Origin of the sequence: Kitasatospora purpeofusca (genome assembly GCF_042691725.1) — a bacterium.
Classification (GTDB): Bacteria; Actinomycetota; Actinomycetes; order Streptomycetales; family Streptomycetaceae; genus Kitasatospora; species Kitasatospora purpeofusca_B.
Genome location: NZ_CP170483.1, coordinates 341,736 through 360,793, shown reverse-complemented (window position 1 = coordinate 360,793; position 19,058 = coordinate 341,736). Strand labels below are relative to the sequence as shown.

Annotated in this window: 16 protein-coding genes; 9 read left to right on the top strand and 7 right to left on the bottom strand. The window is 73.7% G+C overall.

What is annotated here, in order from left to right; translation table 11 throughout:
- Nucleotides 1-16 precede the first annotated feature (16 nt).
- The 6 genes from ACFCLZ_RS01630 to ACFCLZ_RS01605 form a co-directional block, all read right to left on the bottom strand.
- Nucleotides 17-1,327 (bottom strand): MFS transporter, encoded by a 1,311-nt coding sequence (locus tag ACFCLZ_RS01630; RefSeq protein WP_380282757.1) that lies wholly within the window; start codon nucleotides 1,325-1,327, stop codon nucleotides 17-19.
- 48 nt (nucleotides 1,328-1,375) lie between these two features.
- Nucleotides 1,376-2,449, bottom strand: a complete 1,074-nt coding sequence (locus ACFCLZ_RS01625) for a ThiF family adenylyltransferase (protein ID WP_380282756.1) — start codon at nucleotides 2,447-2,449, stop codon at nucleotides 1,376-1,378.
- A complete protein-coding gene (locus ACFCLZ_RS01620; RefSeq protein ID WP_380282755.1) occupies nucleotides 2,442-4,307 on the bottom strand; it encodes a B12-binding domain-containing radical SAM protein in 1,866 nt (621 codons plus the stop codon). Before ACFCLZ_RS01620 ends, ACFCLZ_RS01625 begins: the two co-directional genes overlap by 8 nt.
- 61 nt (nucleotides 4,308-4,368) lie before the next feature.
- On the bottom strand, nucleotides 4,369-4,992 hold the full coding sequence (locus ACFCLZ_RS01615) for a 2OG-Fe(II) oxygenase family protein (RefSeq protein ID WP_380282754.1): 624 nt from the start codon (nucleotides 4,990-4,992) through the stop codon (nucleotides 4,369-4,371).
- A gap of 132 nt (nucleotides 4,993-5,124) precedes the next feature.
- Nucleotides 5,125-6,558: an ABC transporter substrate-binding protein gene (locus tag ACFCLZ_RS01610; protein ID WP_380282753.1), complete on the bottom strand. Its 1,434-nt coding sequence runs from the start codon at nucleotides 6,556-6,558 to the stop codon at nucleotides 5,125-5,127.
- 711 nt (nucleotides 6,559-7,269) lie between these two features.
- Nucleotides 7,270-8,469, bottom strand: coding sequence for a Cmx/CmrA family chloramphenicol efflux MFS transporter (locus ACFCLZ_RS01605; protein ID WP_380282752.1), 1,200 nt, complete (start codon nucleotides 8,467-8,469; stop codon nucleotides 7,270-7,272).
- A gap of 306 nt (nucleotides 8,470-8,775) precedes the next feature.
- Between ACFCLZ_RS01605 and ACFCLZ_RS01600 the strand changes: the two genes are divergently transcribed.
- From ACFCLZ_RS01600 to ACFCLZ_RS01585, 4 genes are all read left to right on the top strand, one after another.
- Entirely contained in the window at nucleotides 8,776-9,429 is a 654-nt protein-coding gene (locus tag ACFCLZ_RS01600; protein ID WP_380282751.1) for a transcriptional regulator, read from the top strand.
- Nucleotides 9,426-10,559 carry an aminotransferase class I/II-fold pyridoxal phosphate-dependent enzyme gene (locus ACFCLZ_RS01595; RefSeq protein ID WP_380282750.1) on the top strand — a complete coding sequence of 378 codons (1,134 nt, stop codon included), beginning with the start codon at nucleotides 9,426-9,428 and terminating at the stop codon, nucleotides 10,557-10,559. The genes ACFCLZ_RS01600 and ACFCLZ_RS01595 overlap by 4 nt, the downstream gene beginning before the upstream one ends.
- Before the next feature lie 223 nt (nucleotides 10,560-10,782).
- On the top strand, nucleotides 10,783-11,076 hold the full coding sequence (locus ACFCLZ_RS01590; protein WP_380282749.1) for a muconolactone Delta-isomerase family protein: 294 nt from the start codon (nucleotides 10,783-10,785) through the stop codon (nucleotides 11,074-11,076).
- A gap of 227 nt (nucleotides 11,077-11,303) precedes the next feature.
- Nucleotides 11,304-11,891, top strand: coding sequence for a lytic polysaccharide monooxygenase (locus ACFCLZ_RS01585; RefSeq protein ID WP_380282748.1), 588 nt, complete (start codon nucleotides 11,304-11,306; stop codon nucleotides 11,889-11,891).
- 78 nt (nucleotides 11,892-11,969) lie between these two features.
- Here the strand turns inward: ACFCLZ_RS01585 and ACFCLZ_RS01580 are convergent, their stop codons facing one another.
- A complete protein-coding gene (locus ACFCLZ_RS01580) occupies nucleotides 11,970-12,392 on the bottom strand; it encodes a cold-shock protein (protein ID WP_380282747.1) in 423 nt (140 codons plus the stop codon).
- 457 nt (nucleotides 12,393-12,849) lie between these two features.
- Between ACFCLZ_RS01580 and ACFCLZ_RS01575 the strand changes: the two genes are divergently transcribed.
- The 5 genes from ACFCLZ_RS01575 to ACFCLZ_RS01555 all read left to right on the top strand — a co-directional run bounded on the left by ACFCLZ_RS01575 (nucleotide 12,850) and on the right by ACFCLZ_RS01555 (nucleotide 19,048).
- On the top strand, nucleotides 12,850-13,275 hold the full coding sequence (locus tag ACFCLZ_RS01575) for a YjdF family protein (RefSeq protein WP_380282746.1): 426 nt from the start codon (nucleotides 12,850-12,852) through the stop codon (nucleotides 13,273-13,275).
- Nucleotides 13,276-13,557: 282 nt separating this feature from the next.
- On the top strand, nucleotides 13,558-14,685 hold the full coding sequence (locus ACFCLZ_RS01570) for a nucleotide disphospho-sugar-binding domain-containing protein (protein ID WP_380282745.1): 1,128 nt from the start codon (nucleotides 13,558-13,560) through the stop codon (nucleotides 14,683-14,685).
- Between the two features lie 193 nt (nucleotides 14,686-14,878).
- Nucleotides 14,879-16,678, top strand: coding sequence for an HSP90 family protein (locus ACFCLZ_RS01565; protein WP_380282744.1), 1,800 nt, complete (start codon nucleotides 14,879-14,881; stop codon nucleotides 16,676-16,678).
- A complete protein-coding gene (locus ACFCLZ_RS01560; protein WP_380282743.1) occupies nucleotides 16,675-18,774 on the top strand; it encodes a hypothetical protein in 2,100 nt (699 codons plus the stop codon). Before ACFCLZ_RS01565 ends, ACFCLZ_RS01560 begins: the two co-directional genes overlap by 4 nt.
- A 70-nt stretch (nucleotides 18,775-18,844) precedes the next feature.
- Nucleotides 18,845-19,048, top strand: coding sequence for an alpha/beta fold hydrolase (locus ACFCLZ_RS01555; RefSeq protein ID WP_380282742.1), 204 nt, complete (start codon nucleotides 18,845-18,847; stop codon nucleotides 19,046-19,048).
- The last annotated feature ends 10 nt before the right edge of the window (nucleotides 19,049-19,058 follow it).

Below are 19,058 nucleotides of genomic sequence, written 5' to 3'. Positions count from 1 at the left end.
GTCGCTCCCTCGGAACTCATCGGTTTCCACCGCTTTCCCCCGCCAGCGCGGGCACGTCGCCGTCGCCCGGAAGGTCCTCCGGCACCTGGGCCGCGATGTCCCTCAACCGGCGCACGTCGCTGAAGAACGGCCACAGGGCCGAGGTCACCAGCCCGAACGAGGCGAGCACGAGGGTGCGCGGAATGCCGAGCCAACCCGCCGCCAGGGCGCCTCCCACGAGCGCCCCGAAGGGCTCCACGCCCGAGGCCACGAAGCGGAACGCCGAGGTGACCCGGCCGAGGAACCGGTCCGGTACGAGGGCCTGCTTGATGGTCTCGCACAGGATCAGGTTGATCACCACGGCGAAGGACCAGACGAAGGAGGACGCCCCGACGAAGAGCGCTGCCAGGGGCTTGTCCACGGTGACCGCGGCCGGGATGAGCAGTCCGGTGACACCCGGCAGGGCGAAGACCACGACGAGCGTCGGGCCCATGCCGAACGTCCTTGCGGCGCGCGGGGCGAGGGCCGCTCCGAGCAGGCCGGCGGCCCCGCCGACCATGGTCAGCGCGCCGAAGAGCAGCGAGCTGAACCCGAGCACCTTGATCGTGTAGAGCGTGTACAGCGTGAAGAACATCGCCGTGAAGAAGTTGAAGTGGGCCGCGCCGATCACCAGCGGTCGCTGGATCCGGTCACGTGCCAGCAGGCGGAGACCGGCGAGGACGGCCTGGAGATGCGGTTCCGGCTTCTCGTCCGCCGCCCGGTCGGGAGCCGCCTTGGGCATCCTGACCAGGTTGAGGGAGCTGACGACGTAGCTGACGCTGTCCAGCAACAGGGTCGCCGGTGCCCCGAGGACCTGCACCAGGACGCCGGCGAGACCGGGTCCCGCGACATGACCGACCGAGACGGTGCCCTGCATCCACGAGTTGGCCCGGGCGAGGTTGTGCTTCCCGACCAGCCGGGGCGTGTAGCTGGCCATCGCGCTGTCGAAGACGAGCGTCAGCACGGCCACGACGAAGGCGACCGCCGCCATCGCGTAGAGGGTCAGCAGGTCCAGGAGGTAGAGGCCGGGGATGAGCAACAGCACGAGGGCCCGCGCCGCGTTGGCGACCAGCATGACCGCCCGCCGCTCGTACCGGTCGGACCACGCGCCGGCGGACAGGCCGAAGACCAGCGCGGCGGCGGAGCCGACCGCGCTGAGCAGCCCCATCTCCCAAGCGTCGGCGTCCAGCGTGATCACCGCCACCAGAGGCAGCGCGAACGCGGTCACCTGGGCTCCCGCGAGGGAGACGGACTCCGCCGTCCACAGGCGGAAGAACCCGGTCTCCCTCAGCGGGACGTTCTCTGTCACGTACTCGTACCCTTCGTCTTCTTCGTCCTGCGGCGGCATGTCCCGCCGTCAGGTTCGGCTGCCGACCGGTCCGTCGGCGCATGCACAGGGGCGTCCCTCCAGGAAGCCCATCGGGGTTCCGTCCAGCGCCAGCCGGCCCCGCCGATTCTCCGACGGGCAGTGACCCCTCGCCAGGTACTCGAGCACGTCGTGCGCCAGGAGCGCGGAGATGACGGTGTTCGAGGGGCCGAAGGAGTACGGCATGGGCTCCAGTTCGGCGTCCTCCAGCGCGGCGTGCCCGGTCGGCAGGAGGGCGCGTCGACCCCGTTCGAAGCAGGGCCAGCAATGGCCCCGGTCCGGTATCAGCAGCGGTCCCCAGTACCCGGTCTCCAGACCGACGGCCGCCATGTGGACGGGCACACCGTACTCCGCCGCCCAGAGCCAGGCGATGTCGACGATGGTCCGCGGGGTGTCGGCCGCGATCACGAGCAGGTCGAGGTCCGTCGGCAGGACCGCCAGGTCCGTGACGTCCCCGATCCTGCGCTGGATCCCCCGGACGTCGGTCTGCGGGGCCAGCCGCCGCAGGGCCGAAGCGGCGGCCTCGACCTTGGGCACTCCCACGTCCTGTCGGCCGAACAGGAACTGCCTGTTCAGGTTGTGCAGGGCCACGGTGTCGAAGTCGACCAGCCACAGGCGCCGGGCACCCGCCCCGACGAGGTGCTGCGCGACCACGGTACCGACTCCGCCGACGCCGAGAACGGCCACCCTGGCGGCCTCGATGCGGGACTGCATGAGCGGGGCGTCGGGGCCGAAGGCCGTCAGGTACCCCCACTGGCGCTCGGTCGCGCAGGGCTCCTCCGCGACGCGTGGGGGCCGGTCGGTCAGCCAGCCCAGTGACTCCAGCTCCCGCGCCAGTCGCGCGCTTCGGGACGCGCCGTCGAGGTCGTGGGCGTCGAGTCCTTCCCCGAGGCGTTCGGCCAGGCTCCGCAGGACGGCCGCGGGCCCCTTGACGTGCAGGGCCCGTGTCCCCTGGACGAACCGGAGACCGTCGGCGGAAGGAACCGTGACGACACTCTCCACCAGCCGCAGGCGTCGCGGGCCGGCGGGAGCGGAGCGCGTGCCGTCCCCCTGCGGACTACTCATGGCAGCCCCCTCCCTCCGCGGTGGGGCCGGAGAGGGCCAGCATCCGGGACGCCGTCAGGTTGCGGATCAGGGCGGCGGACCGCTCCTCGCCGAGGCGGTCCGACAGGACGGCCCGGGTGAACCAGGCCCCGTCGAGATACGGCTCCAGGGCGCGCGAGAACGCCGCCGGCACGGTGACCCGCTCACGCGTACCCAGGTGCGTGCACACCAGCCGGTCGCCCGTGTCGAGCACGTCGAGCTTCTCCTGGACGAGCCGGACGGGCGTGTCGCGCCCGATGTCCCGCGGCTCGCCGGGGTCCGCGGTGCTGCGGGCGTTGACGCGGTGGGCGTAGTCGCGGTAGCGGCGGTGGACCTCTGCGCGCTGTTCCGGGGTCATCGCCGGGTCGGTGTTGTCGAAGTGGTTGAGCGCGTACTGGGACTGGCCGGAGGCCTGGCCGCCTCCGGCGGGCAGCAGGCCGAAGTCCGCGGGGTTGCGCCCCACGTTGGACGAGCGGGTCGCCTCGAAGGGGAAGACCGAGATGCCGTCGATGCAGTCGGACAGCTTCTCCACGTCCGCGAGCGCGGACATGGCCTCCTCGTAGGTGGTGGACGGCAGGTCGGGAATGAGGTTCACCTGGAGCCTCATGCCCGCGTCCCGGGCGTCCCGCAGGAAACGGATGTTCTCCTCCCGGTCGGCGGACTTGTGCACGAGCTTCAGCACCCGGGTGACCATGGTCTCCATCCCGATCACCAGGAACTCGCAGCCCGCCTCCTTCATGAGGAAGAGGAGCTCGCGGTCGAACCGCCGGTCCACCATCGCGAAGGAGTTCCAGGTGATCTTGATGCCGCGTTCGATCAGCAGCGAGCTCATGCGCCGCGCGAAGGCCGGCGGGATCGACTCCGTCACGAAGTTGAACCGCTCGATGCCGAACTCACCGACGAGGAACTCGACTTCGTCGACGAAGTTGCCCGGGTGACGCCCTCGGAACGGCGGACTCCCGTCGTACAGCTCCACGAAGTCGCAGTAGTCGCACTTGCCCCAGTAGCAGCCACGCGCCTGCGTGATGCTCATGGTGGGGTTCGCCAGCCGGCCGAGCGCGCTCCTCGAGTACTTCGGGGGCGGCAGGGTGTTGAGGTTCGGTCCCGCGCCGGGGCGCACCTGGCACAGCTCGCCGCCGCTCAGACAGGTGACGCCCGGCACGGTCTCGGGACTCCACGCGCCGGCCCGCAGCCCTTCGACGAGGGCCAGCAGCGGCTGCTCGCCGTCGAAGCGCACGACGCAGTCGACGGCGGGGTGGGAGCGGAGCAGCCGCTCCAGGTCCCCGTCGTCCATGAGGCTGAGGGCCGGCCCGCCCAGGACGCAGCGCAGGTGCGGCCGCGCGGACTTCAGGTGCGCCGCGAGCACGAGCGCCGGAAACAGCTGCGGGCCCATGGGGACGGAGATGCCCACCATCAGGACGTCGTCGTCGATCCCCCCGACCACATCCGCCCACGCGTAGAAGTCCAGGTAGGCGCGACCGAGGCCGCTGCCGGGCGGGAGCGGGCCGAGGACGGTCTCGTCGGGATCCAGTGAGTACGGCTGCGCGAGGATCTCCAGCAGGTAGCCGAACTCCGACCCGGCACCGAAGTGGTGCCGGCCCTCGGCGCTGATGAGCCTGTCGCGGTAGCGCGTGCACAAACGCGCCGCGGCCGCGCCGAGCGAATCGGCCGGCACGCCCGGCACCTCGCCCGCGCCCATGGCCGCGAGCACGGGCGGGCTGAGCAGGAACTCGGCGAAGCGCTCGTTCAGATCCAGCTGGTGGGCCGTGATCCCCTTGTCGGCGAGGTATCCGGCGAGTACGGCGGGGGCCGGGTAGAGGCTGCCGAAACTGGTCTCCACCAACGGTGGGAAGAGCAGCGTCACATCGGCACGGGGGGAGGGGTTCGCTGCAGGCTCCATCTCAGACGACCCGGTGCTGGCCGATGCTCACGGTGAACCGCCCCATGGCCGGTTCCTCGTACGGCTCGACCCAGTGGAAGGACTTCGGAAGGATCGGGATGAGCGCGAAGGTGTTGAACAGGGGGTCGACGAAGAACTCCCGGCCGTCCTCGTTGCGGTAGCCGAGGCGCGCTCCCGTCCCGGGCCGGTACGTCTCGTCGAGGTAGAAGTTCACCGCCAGGATCCGGCCGGGCAGCAGGTCCTGGTGCTCCTCGATGTGGTCCCCGGCCCGGTACGACGCCAGTTCCAGGCTGGACCGGCCGGGGTCCAGCCGCACGCCGATCCCCTCCTGGATCCATGCCTGGAGGGCCCCGGACATGACGGCGAACGAGAGGAACGTACCGAGCGCCTTCCGGTGCCCCGGCGGGAGGAGCCCCTCGTCCAGACAGGCGGGCAGGGACCGGGCGACGAAGTGCCCGGCCGTGGGCGGGTCGTCCTCGTGGCGTTGCACCGCGCTGTACCGTTCCCAGACCGGCAGCTCGCGCATCACCTCACCCATGGCACGGGCCAGATCGGCCCGCAGGAAGTCGTGGTACACCTTCGGCTCCGTCGGTCGGGCCCGGAACCAGTCACCCAGGTCGGTCAACGCGTGCGGCGTGAGGTGTTCCGGGTTGATTGACGTGATCGCTTGGGCGGGAAGCCGGTCGGGGCTTCGCGTTCCGCCGGCGGGCGGCCCATCCCATTGCATGGCTGTTCCTCTCGCTCCGAGCCCTTGCCGTCATTCCGCGCAGTTCATCGATATGCGGTCGAAGGCGAGGAAACCCGCCCCCGAAATCTTCAGTCCGGTGATTCTCTGTGAGTACACGCAGTTGGCCCGTACCTGGACCAGTGGAATTCTCGGCATCAGGGTGAGCCATCTCTCGCCCGCCAGTCCCCATGCCGTCTCGGCGGAATCCCGGTTCAGGCAGGCGCGTGCCCGGTCGAGAAACCGGTCGAGGACCGGGTCCCGCAGGCCGGCGCGGGCCCCGGCCACGTCGTGTGAATGCCAGGGCGTGAGGAGGGCGGCCAGGTGCGGGTAGTCCGCGGTCGTCAAGGTGTAGAGCATGTCGTAATCACCGCTGACCACGGTCCGCACGTAGGCGGGGAACGTGACGGGCCGGCCGGAGACCACGACCCCGAGCTCCTCCCGCAGTTGCTCCCGGATTCCGGCCACCACCTCGCCGTTGGGCGGGAAGTCCGCGTAGGTGATCGTCCGCTCACCCCGCACGGCCTCGCGCAGGAGCGCGAGGTCCCGGCCGGTCGGGCGGGCCCCCGTCGTGGCCTGCGCGGCGTTCGCGCCCGGTGCGGACGGAGCGCGCTTCCAGAGGTCGGACCGTTGCGACCACGGCTTGAGCAGCCCGGGAACCCGGCCGACCAGACGGCCGCGGTCCAGCAGGCCGCTCAGGGCGCGCCGGGCGTCGGGGGAGGCCGTGAACCGGGTCGCGCGCGTTCCGAACTCCAGACTCCCGAACATCGACACGTCACGGCTCAGCAGGCGCGGGTGGTCGGCGAACCGGTCCAGCTGGTCCTGGGTGAAACCGATCGTGGGCGTGATGTCCAGCGCCCCGTCACCGTAGGCGTCCAGGGCGTCCTGGTGGTTCTCCCGCGAGGTGAAGGCGAGGTGTTCCGCTGCGGGAGCGGGCCCTTCGTCGGCGAAGTCATGGCGGGCGAGGCGGATCCCACGCGCCCCGGCGCCGGCCTGCGCGTAGCTTCCGAGCGTCGCCCGCCTTCCGTCGACCGCGGCCCGGAAGGGCGCGAACTGGGGAAGGGTGAGCACCTCCCGGGCGAAGGCGGTGGGCTGCGCGAACCGGTACTCGAGGGTGTTCCCGTCGACGACCCGGACCGGGCCGGTGGCGCGGTCGAGCAGGCGGGCCACCGCGGACCCGGGCCGCGAGAGGATGCGTTCCACCGCCGCCTGCGCGTGTTCGGCCCGCAGTCGCGCGCCGTCCGACCAGCGCCTCCGTTCGTCCAGACGGAGCCGCCAGGTCCTGCCGTCGTCGACGGTCCACGCCGTCTCGGCCGCGTCGGGGGCCGGCTCCGCCGATTCCCCGTGTGCCGAGAAGAGGGGGCGCACGAGCGCCTCGCCGACGACCCGGGAGTCGTAGTCGATCGGCCAGTGGTAGTCGTCGGACAGCGGCATGGAGTCGAGGGCGATGTTCAGTCGGGAACTCACGAGTACCTCGTTATTGATGCAGGGGGCGCCCTGGGCGGAAAGGAGATCCGCCCAGGGCTTTCACTGGACTAGCAGCGGTGAACCATCGCGAGGTAGTCGCTCAGGGTCTCGCGGTCGAATTCGAGCTCGTCCGCCTCGTCCACGGTCCCTTCGACTTCCTGGGACAGCTCCACGGATTGCTCCACAGCAACCTCCTTAGGGGGTGGGAATTTCCGGGAGGCGCGATCATGTACACGCTGATGCGCCTCGACAGACGGTAGCCCACGAATCGAATCGGACCGTCTTTGAAAACCGGCCAGATGCTCCTGGCGGAACCGCGTGCGGCAATCGGAGGGAGAAACTGGACATTCGACCCTTTGTGTACGGCATTCCCGCAAATCCACTGTATCCGGAATGAAATCGCCGATTATTCGGCAGGGGGGTGGGGCTGGCAATGCTCAAGGGGGGGAATGGCCGGATCGGGAAGCAGGTCCGACTGAAATCCGCCGCCCGGGGCGCAGCCGGAACCGGGCCCCGGGGCGGCGCGGCCGGCCCCCGGGCCGCCGGTCGGCTCCCCGCTACGCGCGTCGACAGGTGGCCGAAACCCGCCCTCCCGGCGACACGCGCCGGACCGGCCGGCGGCAGTGGGTCGGTCGCCGGGCGGGGGGCGGAAGCGGCTCATCGGCGTCGGCGCGCATCGAGGTGATGGGACGGCGCGCCCCCGCCGGGCCGTCACGACCCCCCGGCGGCGGATGCCTCGGAGCCCCGGTCGTCCCGGTCGCCTCGGAGCGCCGGGCGGAGCGGGACGGCGAGCAGCAGGGCGGTCGCGACCAGCAGTCCGCCGAGCCAGAACGGCCCCAGCTCCCCGGCCGCGGTGTCCAGGGCGGCCGCGCCGGCGAGCGGGCCGGCGGCGGCGCCGACGTTGAGCGCGACGGTCGCGCAGGCGCCGGCCAGGGTCGGGGCTCCGGCGGCCTCGTACAGGACCCGGGTGATCAGGGTGCTGCCCACCGCGAACGACAGCGCGCCCTGGGCGAACACCAGGGCGGCCAGCGCGGCGGGCCGGTCGGCCAGCAGGGCCAGGGCGGGCCACCCGATGAGCAGCAGCGCGCCGCCGCCGGCCAGCACCGGGCCGGGGTGGCGGTCGGACAGCCGCCCGGCCGCGGTGACCCCGGCGAAGGAGCCGGCGCCGAACAGCGCCAGGACGGCGGGGACCCACGACGGGTCCAGCCCGGCGGTGCCGGTCACCACGGGGGCGAGGTAGGTGAAGGCGCCGAAGGTCGCCGCGTTGACCAGCGCGGCGAGCAGCATCACCGCCACCGGCCGGGGGTTCCCGAGTCGTGCGAACTCCGCGCGCACGGTGGGGCGTTCGCCGGCCTCCGGGGTCGCGGCTCCCGCCGGGACCCCGGTGAGGACTCCGAGGGCGGCGGGCAGGCAGATCACGGCGACGGCCCAGAAGACGGCCCGCCAGCCGAGCGCCGAGCCCAGCGCCGCCCCGGCGGGGACGCCGGCGACGGTGGCCACGGTGGTGCCCGAGAGCAGGACGGCGAGCGCGCGCCCCTTCCGGTCGGCGGGGACGAGCGCGGCGGCGGTCGTCAGCGCGACGGTGAGGAACCCGGCGTCGGCGACCGCCGCGACCACCCGGGTCACGAGGAGGACTGGGAGGTTCGGGGCGGCGGCCCCCGCGGCGTGCGCCGCCGTGAAGAGGAGGAGGGACCCGAGCAGGCCCCACCGGCCGGGCAGGGTGCGGGCGAGCACCGCCGTCAGCGGGGCGCCGACGACCATCCCGACCGCGAAGGCCGAGGTGAGCGCGCCGGCGGCGCCGACCGTGACGCCGAGATCCGAGGCGATGGCCGGCAGGAGGCCGGCGAGCATGAACTCCGAGGTGCCCATGGCGAAGACCGCCACGGCGAGCAGGTACAGCGGAAGAGGCATCGAGTGGCTCCGAGGTGAGGAGAGGCACGGGAGGGCGACTCGTCACCGCGGTCAGCACCCAGGGGTGCGCGTCCGGCCGCGCGCGGGTGGCGGCGCGGCCGGGACGGCGGACTCAGTGGTCCATCGGGGGTTCAGGGGGCTGACGGCGTGTGACCGAAAGCCCCCACCTCGTCCGACTCGGGGCTCGACATGCCCGGCAGGCTACCGGATCCGCACCCGCCGCCGCACGAGGGTTTCGCGGCGGCCGCTCGGCGCGCCCGCGTTCGTTCTGGACTCTTCGTCCAGTCTGGACGTACAGTCCAGTGCATGGGGACTGTCGAAGAGGCCGCGGATCCGCGGGTGCGCATGTGGGCGCCCGTGGGCCAGGCCGTCGCACTGCTGCTCGGCCCGTACGCCGAGGTGGTCCTGCACGACCCGGGTACCGACCGGATCCTGGCGATCTGGAATCCGATGGGCTCCCGCGGCCCGGGGGACCCGTCGCTGCTGGGCGAGCTGGACGGGCTCGATCCGTCGGCCCGGGACGTGTTCGGTCCGTACGAGAAGCTGCTCGCCGACGGCCGGCGCCTGTCGTCGGTCAGCGCGGTCCTGCGCGGCCCGGACGGCGCCGCGGCCGCGGTCCTGTGCGTCAACCTCGACCGTACGCCGCTGGAGCAGGCCGCGGCCGTCCTGTCCGCGTTCGGTGCCCCGACCGTGCCCCGGCCGGAGCCGTTGTTCGAGCAGGACTGGAACGAGAGCGTCCAGCACATCGTCGGCGGGTACGTGCGCGAGTGCGGCCGCCCGGTGGAGCGGCTGACCCGCGCCGACCGGCTGGCCGTCCTCGCCCGGCTGGACGAGGCCAAGGTCTTCGCCGTGCGCCGGGCCGCGCCGGTCGTCGCCGGCGTCCTCCGGGTCTCCCGATCCACCCTCTACGGCCTGCTGGCCGAACTGAGAGCATCCAGCGCAAAGGACCGCCCAGCATGACCCGACTGCCCGACTTCCGCCTGGAAACCTACTTCTCCCGGTGGGAGTTCACCGCGCGGCACCACCTGACCGCCTCCGACGTCCAGACCATGACGCTCGCCGAGCTGCTGGCCCTGGCCGACGACCGGGACCGGGCCGCGTTCGAGAACCTGCCCCTGGGCTACACCGAGACCTTCGGCGACCCGGCCCTGCGCGAGGTGATCGCCGGGACCTACGAGCGGGCGGACGCGGCCGACGTCATCTGCTTCGCGGGCGCCGAGGAAGCCCTCTACCTGGCGATGAACGTCCTGCTCGACGCGGGCGACCACGCGGTCGTGGTGACGCCGAACTACCAGGCGGCCGAGACCGTGCCGCTGGCGCTGTGCGAGGTCACCGGCGTCGCCCTCGATCCCGACCGGGACTGGGCCCTGGACCTCGACGAGGTGCGGGCCGCGATCCGCCCGAACACCCGGGTCGTGTCCGTGAACTTCCCCAACAACCCCACCGGCAAGGTGATCGGCGCCGCCGACTTCACCGAACTGGTGCGGCTGTGCGACGAGCGCGGCATCCACCTGTTCAGCGACGAGGTCTACCGCGGGCTGGAGCGCGACCCGGCCCGCACCCTGCCGCAGGCCGCCGACCTGTCCGAGCGCGCCCTGTCGCTGAACGTCACCTCCAAGTCGCTCGGCCTGCCGGGCCTGCGGATCGGCTGGATCACCTGCCGCGACCGCGAGCTGCTGTCCCGCCTGGAGCGGGCCAAGCACTACACCACCATCTGCAACTCCGCCCCCAGCGAGGTCCTGGCCCGGATCGCGCTCAAGGCCCGGACCGTGATCCTGGAGCGCAACCGGGCGCTCATCGCGGCCAACCTGCCGCTCTTCGACGCGTTCTTCGCCGAATTCCCCCACGACTTCGAGTGGCGGGCCCCGGACGGCGGCTGCGTCGCCTACCCCCGCTACCTCGGCCCCGAGGGTGTGGAGGCGTTCTGCACCCGGCTGGTGGAGGAGGCCGGGGTCCTGCTGCTGCCCGCCGGCATCTACCGCTCCGAGCTCACCCCCACCCCCGCCGACCGGTTCCGCATCGGCGTCGGGCGCCGCGACCCCGAGGAGGGGCTGGCCGCGTTCGCCCGGTGGATGCGGGAGGGCCGGTGAGCCCGATTCCTCCCCGGTGCCGCCGCGACCGGGCGCGCCGCCACTGCTGAACCGGTCCCCGCTCGAACCGGTCCTCGCCCGAACGGGCCCTCGCCGCCGTCCGACGCGGCCCGTCCGACGCGGCCCGTCCGTGGCGGCCGGCCCGGGGTGGGCGCACCATGAGGGCAGGGCGGGCTCGCAGGCCGGGGCGCCGTCCGGGCCACCCGCCGAGGAGCAGAGAACCGTGAACGAGTACCTGGTCGAGATCACCACCGCCGTCCCCGACGGCACCGCCCCCGAGGAGGTCGCCCGCCGCCGCGCCGCCGAGGCGGCGCGCGCCCGCGAGCTGGCCGCCGCCGGACACCTGGCGCGCCTGTGGCGGCCGGTCGGGGAACAGCGCAGCATCGGTCTGTGGCGGGCCGCCGACGAGGCCGAGCTCCACGAGAAGGTGCTCGGAACCCTGCCGCTGCGCCCGTGGATGACGGTCACCGTGACGCCGCTCGAACCCCACCCGAACGATCCGGGCCGGCCGTCCTGACACCCGGCCGGCGGTTCGGCGGCCGGGCTCGGCGGGCGCAACGCCGGTGCGGTGACCGCCGGTTGACCGAACGTCAAGCTGGTCCAGACCATTGACGGTGGGCGCCGTGCTCCCTACGGTATGGGCAATCCACCTGGCGCAGGCATGCCAAGATCCCCACGGCTGGCGCACCCCCACGCGCGCGGCCTGCGTCGGGCGCACTCTCCATCCCCCCACGGAGGAGCATCATGCGCAAACGCCACATCGTCGGCGCGGCCCTGGCCGCGGTCGCCGTCCCGCTCGCGATGGCCGTCCCGGCCGACTCGCACGGGTTCATCAACCTCCCGCCGAGCCGCTCGGCCCTGTGCGGCTCGGGCGTCGTCAAGAACTGCGGCGACATCCAGTGGGAGCCGCAGAGCGTCGAGGGCCCGAAGGGCTTCCCGGCCGGCGGTCCCGCCGACGGCACCATCTGCGCGGGCGCCGACGCCCGCTGGGCGCCGCTGGACAACCCGCGCAACGGGGCCTGGCCGACCACCAAGGTGACGGCCGGCGGCCAGCAGACCTTCACCTGGGAGATCGAGGCCCGGCACTCGACCACCAACTTCCGCTACTTCCTGACCAAGCAGGGCTACGACCCGGCCCAGAAGATCACCCGGGCCAGCCTGGACCTGACGCCGTTCCTGACCGTCCCCTACAACCGCCGCCAGCCCGACGCCATCACCAAGCACACCGCGACCCTCCCCACGGGCCGCACCGGGCACCACGTGGTCGTCGCGGTCTGGGACGTCGCGGACACGGCGAACGCGTTCTACTCCTGCACCGACGTGCTCTTCTGATCCGCGCTCACCCCGTACGACCGTCGGCCGGCCCCCGCAGCGGGGGCCGGCCGACGGCGCTGGGATCGGGCCCGGGGATCAGCCCTCGGTCCAGCCGTGGCCCTTCGCGCACCGCAGCACGGCGTTGCGCACCTTGAGGACCTGCTCGCCGGTGAGCGACGGAACGTGCTCCAGCAGCAGCTCGGTCACCTCCACCAGCAGCTCCGCGGAGGTGAGGACGTCGCACTCCGCCTCGTCGCCCTCGGCCGCCGCCACCCGCGCGGCGGAGACCGCCGGACCGGCCGCCCGGGCCGGCGCCCCCTTGGGCAGGCGCACCGAGGAGGCCTTCAGCCCCCGGTCGCCCTCCTCCATCTCGAACTCGACCACCAGACCCGAGTGCACCAGCGACTCGGGCATCAGCATGTCGTTGACGTGCAGGAAGACGTCCTCCCCGCCGTGGTCCGGAGCAATGAACCCGTACCCGCGCACACTGTCGTACCGCACCACTCGACCGGTGACCACACACACCCCCAAGGACAACAACCCGGGCCCCCTGCCCGACACCTGACGTAGAGAATAGAGGACCGGAGACCCGGCGCACGCCCCCGGCCGCCGCGGCGCACCCGCTCAGGGGGGCGACGGACCCGATCGCGGCCCTCAACCTCTCCAGCACCCCGGCGAGTTCGGCGCGGGGCACCGTGGCCGGGCGAGGCGGAGGGCGGCGGGGCGGTCCCGGTGGCGGAGTTCCCGGCGACCGCCACCGCGTGCTGCGCCCGGCCCCCGACCGGAAACCCCGGAGCTCCGCCGCCCCGGCCCCGTACCATCGGTGCCGGAGCGCGCGAAAACACGGCCCGGTCGGTAGTCCGGGCGCCGTCGGCCCCGGCCGGCGGTCAGTAACCTCCCTCCCAGGGTGTCCGGCGCGTTCCTCCCGACGCGCGGCCGCGCGCGGGGACGCGGTACCACCATGGGAGGACGCACCATGCCGAGCACGTTCACCGTGTTCTTCGACGACCCGTTCTGGGTCGGTGTACTGGAGGTCTCGGACCCCGACGGGGTCCGGGCGGCCCGCCATGTCTTCGGGGCCGAACCGGGCAACGCGGAGCTGCTGGAGTTCGTCCGCCGCGGCTTCGACCGGCTGTTGGAACGCGCGCTCGCCGCCCCCGCCGTGGCCGGCGACCGGCGGGCGGACCGGCGGGCGGTGAGCCCCAAGCGGCTCGCCCGGCAGGCGGTCCGGGACCTCGCGGCCCGGCCGTTGAGCACCGCCGCCGAGGAGGCGCTGGCCCGCGCCCACGAGCAGGCCGGACACCTCAATCGCGCCGCCGCCAAGCGCCGCGCCGCCGAGGACGCCCGCGAACGGCGGGAACAGGCCAGGTCGCGCGCCCGGGCCCGGCACCGCGGCCGGTAGTCCCGCCCGGACCGCCGACCCGCCCGTTCCGCGGCCTCGCCCGTTCGCTGCTCCGCCCGTTCCGCCGCTCCGACGGGACGGGCGGGCGCCCGGCGCACTTCGCGGGCCGGGCGCCACCACCGGGAAACACGAGCCCCCCAGCCTCCCACAGTCCAGGGCCAGAACGTCCGATTATCGATCCCACGGGGAAGAGCGGCTGACCGTCCGTCAGTTGAGGGCGGCGAGTGGACCGCTCCCGTGCGATCCGCCGACGACCGACCCGCGAACGACCAGGAGACAGTTGTGCGCATTCTCTTCACCGGCCCGGCCGCACCCAGCCACCTCTTCCCGATGGTGCCGACCGCCCAGGCCCTGCGGGCCGCCGGCCACGAGGTCCTGTTCGCCAGTCCGCGGCCGCTGGAGGAGCTGCGCCAGACCGGGTTCGCGATCGTCGAGATCGGCGACGGGCGGCCCGTGCGGGACGCCTTCGAGGAGGTCGTCGGCACCGAGGCGCACTACGCCCAGCCGGACCTGACGCAGGACCAGATCATGGACATCGGCGCCGCCGCCTTCGCCCTCGCCTCGCGCTCCACCGTGGACGACCTGCTGGCGGTGGCCGCCGGCTGGGAGGCCCAGCTGATCGTCCACGACTCCTGTCTGGCCTCCGCCCAGTTGGTCGCGGCCAAGCTCGGCATCCCGGCGGCGCTGCAGAACTTCGGCATCAGCTCGGGCCTCGACATGGCCTCCCGGCTGGCCGCCCGGTTCACCGACGTCTACGAGAAGCACGGCGTGGCCGCGCCCGCCGACACCACCCCGTTGAACATCGTGCCCGCCTCGCTCGGCGGCGACGACAGCGGCCTGCGGATGCGCTACGTCCCGTACAACGGCGGCGGCGTCGTCCCCGCCGCGCTGCTGCACCGGGGCGTGCGGCCGCGGGTCGCCGTCACCCTCGGCACGGTGATCGCCGGGATAGACGGTCTGGAGGCCATCGCCCCGCTGACCGAGGCTGCCGCCGCGGTCGACGCCGAGTTCCTGCTCGCCGTCGGGGACGCCGACCTCGCCGACCTGGGCAGTCTGCCGGCCAACGTCCACGCGCTGCCGTGGGTGCCGCTCGCCGAACTGCTGCGGGTGTGCGACGCGGTCGTCCACCACGGCGGCTCCGGGAGCACCCTCACCGGGATGCAGGCCGGCCTGCCCCAGCTCCTGCTGCCCCAGGGCGCCGACAACTTCACGGTCGCCGACGCGCTGGTCGCCACCGGGGCCGCGCTGCGCTCCACCAGCGCGGACGTCGACGTCGCGCTGCTCACCCGCCTCGTCTCCGACCCCGGGCTGCGTGAGGGTGCCACCCGGTTGCGGGCCGAGAACGACGCCCTGCCGACCCCGGCGGCGCTGGTCCCCGCCATCGAGGCCCTGGTCACCGCGCGTCCCTGATCCGCCGTCCGTCCTCGCCCCTCGCCCCGCCGCCCCGGACCGCCTGCACGGCGGACCGGGGCGTCCTCGGGGGTCCGCCGGTGTCGCCCCCCGGCGCCTGGACCGCCGCCCGTCGAACCCCCGCGCGAAATTCGCTCCCCTGTGTCGGTGCCGAGCCCTAGGGTGCTCCCAACACGACCGGGGAGAAGAATCCGTGAGCCAAACGTTTCGCGTCGACCTGCGCGGAATGGTCGATCTGCTGAGCCACCACCTCTACACCAGCCCGCAGGTGTACGTCCGCGAACTGCTGCAGAACGCGGTCGACGCCATCACCGCCGTGCACCAGGACGCCGGAGCGGCCCGGCGCGCGCCCAGGATCGCGATCTCCTCCGGCGAGGCGACCGGCGACGGTTCGCTGACGATCAGCGACAACGGCATCGGGCTGAGCGAGGCCCAGGTGCACGAACTGCTCGCGACCATCGGCCGCAGCTCCAAGCGCGACGACCTGGGCTTCGCCCGGCACGAGTTCATGGGCCAGTTCGGCATCGGACTGCTCTCCTGCTTCATGGTCTCCGACGCCATCGAGGTGGCCACCCGCCGGGAGGGCGAGCCCACCGTGCTGTGGCACGGCCGCTCCGACGGCAGCTACACCCTGGCTCCGGCCCCCGCCGACCGGCAGCGCCCCGAGACCGGCACCACGGTCACCCTGCGCCCGCGCCCCGGCTGCGAGCACCTGCTGACCCGCCGCGCCGTCACCGGGCTGGCCGCCCACTACGGCGCGCGGCTCCCGCACCCGGTCACCGTCGACGGCGAGCCGGTCACCGGCGGACCGGCCCCGTGGGACCGCCCCGAGGGCGAGGGCGCCGCCGAGCGCCGGGCCCGCCTGGAGGCGTACTGCGAGGAGGTGTTCGGCTTCGCGCCGTTCGACGTCGTCGACCTCGCCGCGGCCGAGGCCGGCCTGCGCGGCGTCGCCTTCGTCCTGCCGATGCCGGCCAACCCGGCCGTGCCGGCGGCGCACCGCGTCCACCTCAAGCAGATGCTGCTCTCCGAGGGCGCCGAACGGCTGCTGCCCGAATGGGCGTTCTTCGTGCGCTGCGTCGTCGACACCACCGAGCTGCGGCCCACCGCGAGCCGCGAGGCGCTCTACGAGGACTCGCTGCTGGAGGCCACCCGGGAGGCGCTGGGAGAGCGGCTGCGGGGCTGGCTGGTGCGCCTGAGCGTCCAGGAACCGGCCCGGCTGCGCTCCTTCCTGCGGGTGCACCACCTGGGCGTGAAGGCGCTGGCGCTGCACGACGACGAAATGCTCGAGCTGGTCGCCGAGTTCTGGCCGATGGAGACCAACGTCGGCCCGCTGACCCTCGCCGAGTTCACCGCCCGCTACGGACTGCTCCGCTACACCCCGCTGCTGGACGAGTTCCGCCAGCTGGCACCGGTCGCCGCCGCCCAGGGGCTCGCCGTCGTCAACGCCGGCTACGTCTACGACGCCGAGCTGATCGACCGGTTCGCCACCGTCGACCGCTCGTTGGAGACCGAGCAGCTGCGCGCGGCCGACCTCACCACCCACCTGGCCCGGCTGGACGCGGCGGACGAGCGGGCGCTCGCCCCCTTCCTCGCGGCCGCCGACCCGGTGCTCGCGCGCCTCGGCTGCGACCTGCTGGTCCGCTCCTTCGAGCCGTCCGGCCTGCCCGCCCTCTACCTGCTCGACGACGACACCGCCTTCCAGCTGGACGTGCGCGGCGCCCGCGAGCAGGTGGACGAGACCTGGGCGGCGATCCTCGACAGCTTCCGGAGCGAGAGCGAGCCCCGGCCCCGCCTGGTCCTCAACCACCGCAACCCGCTGGCCCGCCAGGTGCTCGGGCTGGCCGAGCCGGAGCTGCGGGCGATGTGCCTGGAGGGCCTGTACGTCCAGGCGCTGTTGCTCGGCCACCACCCGCTGCGTCCGGCCGACACCGCGGCCCTCAACCAGTCCTTCCTCGGCCTGATCGGCCGGGCCGTCGCCGGAGGCGCAGCGTGAGCCGGACCGAACAGGAACTGCGCGAGCTCTTCCGCAGCACCCACGGCATGCCCGACGGGGCGGCGAGGTTCGCCGCCCTGGAGGAGGTGATCCGCCACGCCGACGCCCTCGGACTGGTCGAGTTCGCCTTCGACGTGCGGATGGCGGCCACCTCGGTGTTCCAGCACAGCTGGGCGCCGGCCAGGGCCTTCCTCACCTTCTCCTGGTGCCTGGCGGCCTACGACCGCGAGCCGGAGCGCTTCGACGGCGGCCACGAGCACACCCTGCTCTGGCAGCTCAAGTGGATGATCTCCAGCGTCCACCAGTTCCCGGAGATCCCGCTGGGCCGGGCCGCCGACCTGCTCGACGACATGGAGCGCCGCTACCGGCGCGGCGGCCACAGCCTGCACGCCGTCCTCCAACACCGCGGGCTGCTGGCCGAGGCCACCGGTGACCTCGCCCGCGCCCAGGAGCACTACGAGCAGATGGCGCTCACCCGCCGCGACAGCCTGTCGGACTGCTCCGGCTGCGTGCCGAGCAGCCAGGTGCGGACCCTGGTCGCGCTCGGCCGGGACGAGGAGGCGATCCGGCTCGGCGAGCCGGCCCGCCGCTCGGGCTGCACCGAGCAGCCGCAGTGGATCAACTCCGAGCTGCTGCTGCCCTACCTGCGGACCGGCCGCGGCGAGCAGGCGGCCGAGGCGCACCGCGTCGCCTACCGGCGGATCCGCGACAGCCCGGCCCACCTCGGCGAACTCGCCTCCAACCTGCTGTTCTGCGCCCACAGCGGCAACCCGGGGCGCGGGCTCGACCTGATCGAGCGCCACCTCGGCTGGCTGGAGCGGGCCCGGACCCCGCTGGCCGCGATGGAGTTCGCCGCGGCGGCCGTCGCGGTGCTGTCGGCCCTGGAGGCGGGCGGTGACGGGGCGCTGCTGCTGCGCTTCCCGACCGTCGAGGGCCGGCGCCGCCCGGACACCCCGGTCACCGACCTCGCCGCCGAGCTGCGCGCGCACGTCCTCGGCCTGGCGGCCCGGTTCGACGAGCGCAACGGCAACGACTACCAGAGCACCCGGATGGGGGAGTGGACGGCCGCCGGACCGATCGGCGAGCCGGTCCCGCTCGCCGGCTGCGGCACGGACCCGCGCTCGCGCGGCGGCGAACGCGTCCACCGCCTGGCCGACCGGGTCGCGGCCCTCGTCACGGCCGGTGACGTGGCCGCCGCCGCCCGTGCCCGGTTCGAACTCGCCGAGACCCTGCTGGCCGCCGACCGCGCGACCGAGGCGGCGGAGGCCGCCGAGGAGGCCGTCCGCGAACTGGACCGGCACGGCGCTCCCGGGGAGGCGGCCGCCTGCCGCTGGCTGCTCGCCCGCATCGGCGAGGAGAACGGCGAGCGCGGGGCCGCCGCCGAGCGGCTGCGCGAACTCCTGGACGACACGGACGACGCCGTCCGGCCCGCCTCGCTGCCGCCCCGGCCCGAGCTGGAGACCTGGCTGGCGGACCTGCTGGGCCACGGCGGGGATTCGGCCGCCCGGTACCTCGCCGCCGCCCGCGGCTTCGCCGCCGAGGGCCGCACCACCGAGCGCCTCGGCGCACTCGTCCAGGCGATGTGGCGCCACCCCTACAGCGACACGGAGGCGGAGACCGGCACCCTGCGGGACATCCTGACCGAGGCCCGGAGCACGCTCGACGCCGTCCTCGCCGGGACGCCGTCGGGCGCCGCCCCGCACACCGCCGAGGTCGTCGCCGTCCTGCGCGGCTACGTCGACCAGATCCGCGCGACGGGCCGCCACCGCGAGGCCGCCGACCACCTGCTCACCGCCCGCGCCCTGCTGGAGCACCGCCTCGCCGCCGGCCCGCCCGAGGCCGGAGACCTCACCGAGGAGCTCTGCGACGTGCTGACCGAGCTGGGCGAGGCGTACCTGCGCCTCAACGACCCGCCGGCCGCCGAGGAGGCGGCCCGCGCCGCCCTGGCCCTCGCGGACAACCCGGGGAGCACCTGGGACACGGCCCTCCTGCTGGCCCGCGTGCTGCGCCTGCGCGGCGCCACCGACGCGGCCGCCGCCCTGATGGCCGCCCACGAGATCACCGAGGACGACCTCCTGGAGGCCGACGAGTACTGACGGTTGGCAATGGGCCGCCGTCGCCGGGGACATGACGGTCCGTCAGGCCACTTTGACGTCAAGGTGGCGCGTGACCGGCGGCCGGCGGTCCGCCGTCCCCACCGGCGTCGCGGTGTTCGCCGCCGACGTCGCCCGGCCGGTGCGGCGGCTCGCCGAGCGGGAGCACCACATCCTCCACTGGTCCGGGCTGCCCCGTGGCGGCCACTTCGCCGCCATGGAGCAGCCCGGTCTGTTCACGGCCGACGTCCGCGCCTTCTTCCGCCGCCTCCGCTGACGCCGGTCGG

Excerpts from the sequence above, each read along its gene's own strand:
- ACFCLZ_RS01625 (WP_380282756.1), bottom strand. The coding sequence starts at position 2,449 with ATGAGTAGTCCGCAGGGGGACGGCACGCGCTCCGCTCCCGCCGGCCCG.
- ACFCLZ_RS01605 (WP_380282752.1), bottom strand. The coding sequence starts at position 8,469 with ATGCCTCTTCCGCTGTACCTGCTCGCCGTGGCGGTCTTCGCCATGGGC.
- ACFCLZ_RS01600 (WP_380282751.1), top strand. The coding sequence starts at position 8,776 with ATGGGGACTGTCGAAGAGGCCGCGGATCCGCGGGTGCGCATGTGGGCG.
- ACFCLZ_RS01595 (WP_380282750.1), top strand. The coding sequence starts at position 9,426 with ATGACCCGACTGCCCGACTTCCGCCTGGAAACCTACTTCTCCCGGTGG.
- ACFCLZ_RS01585 (WP_380282748.1), top strand. The coding sequence starts at position 11,304 with ATGCGCAAACGCCACATCGTCGGCGCGGCCCTGGCCGCGGTCGCCGTC.
- ACFCLZ_RS01575 (WP_380282746.1), top strand. The coding sequence starts at position 12,850 with ATGCCGAGCACGTTCACCGTGTTCTTCGACGACCCGTTCTGGGTCGGT.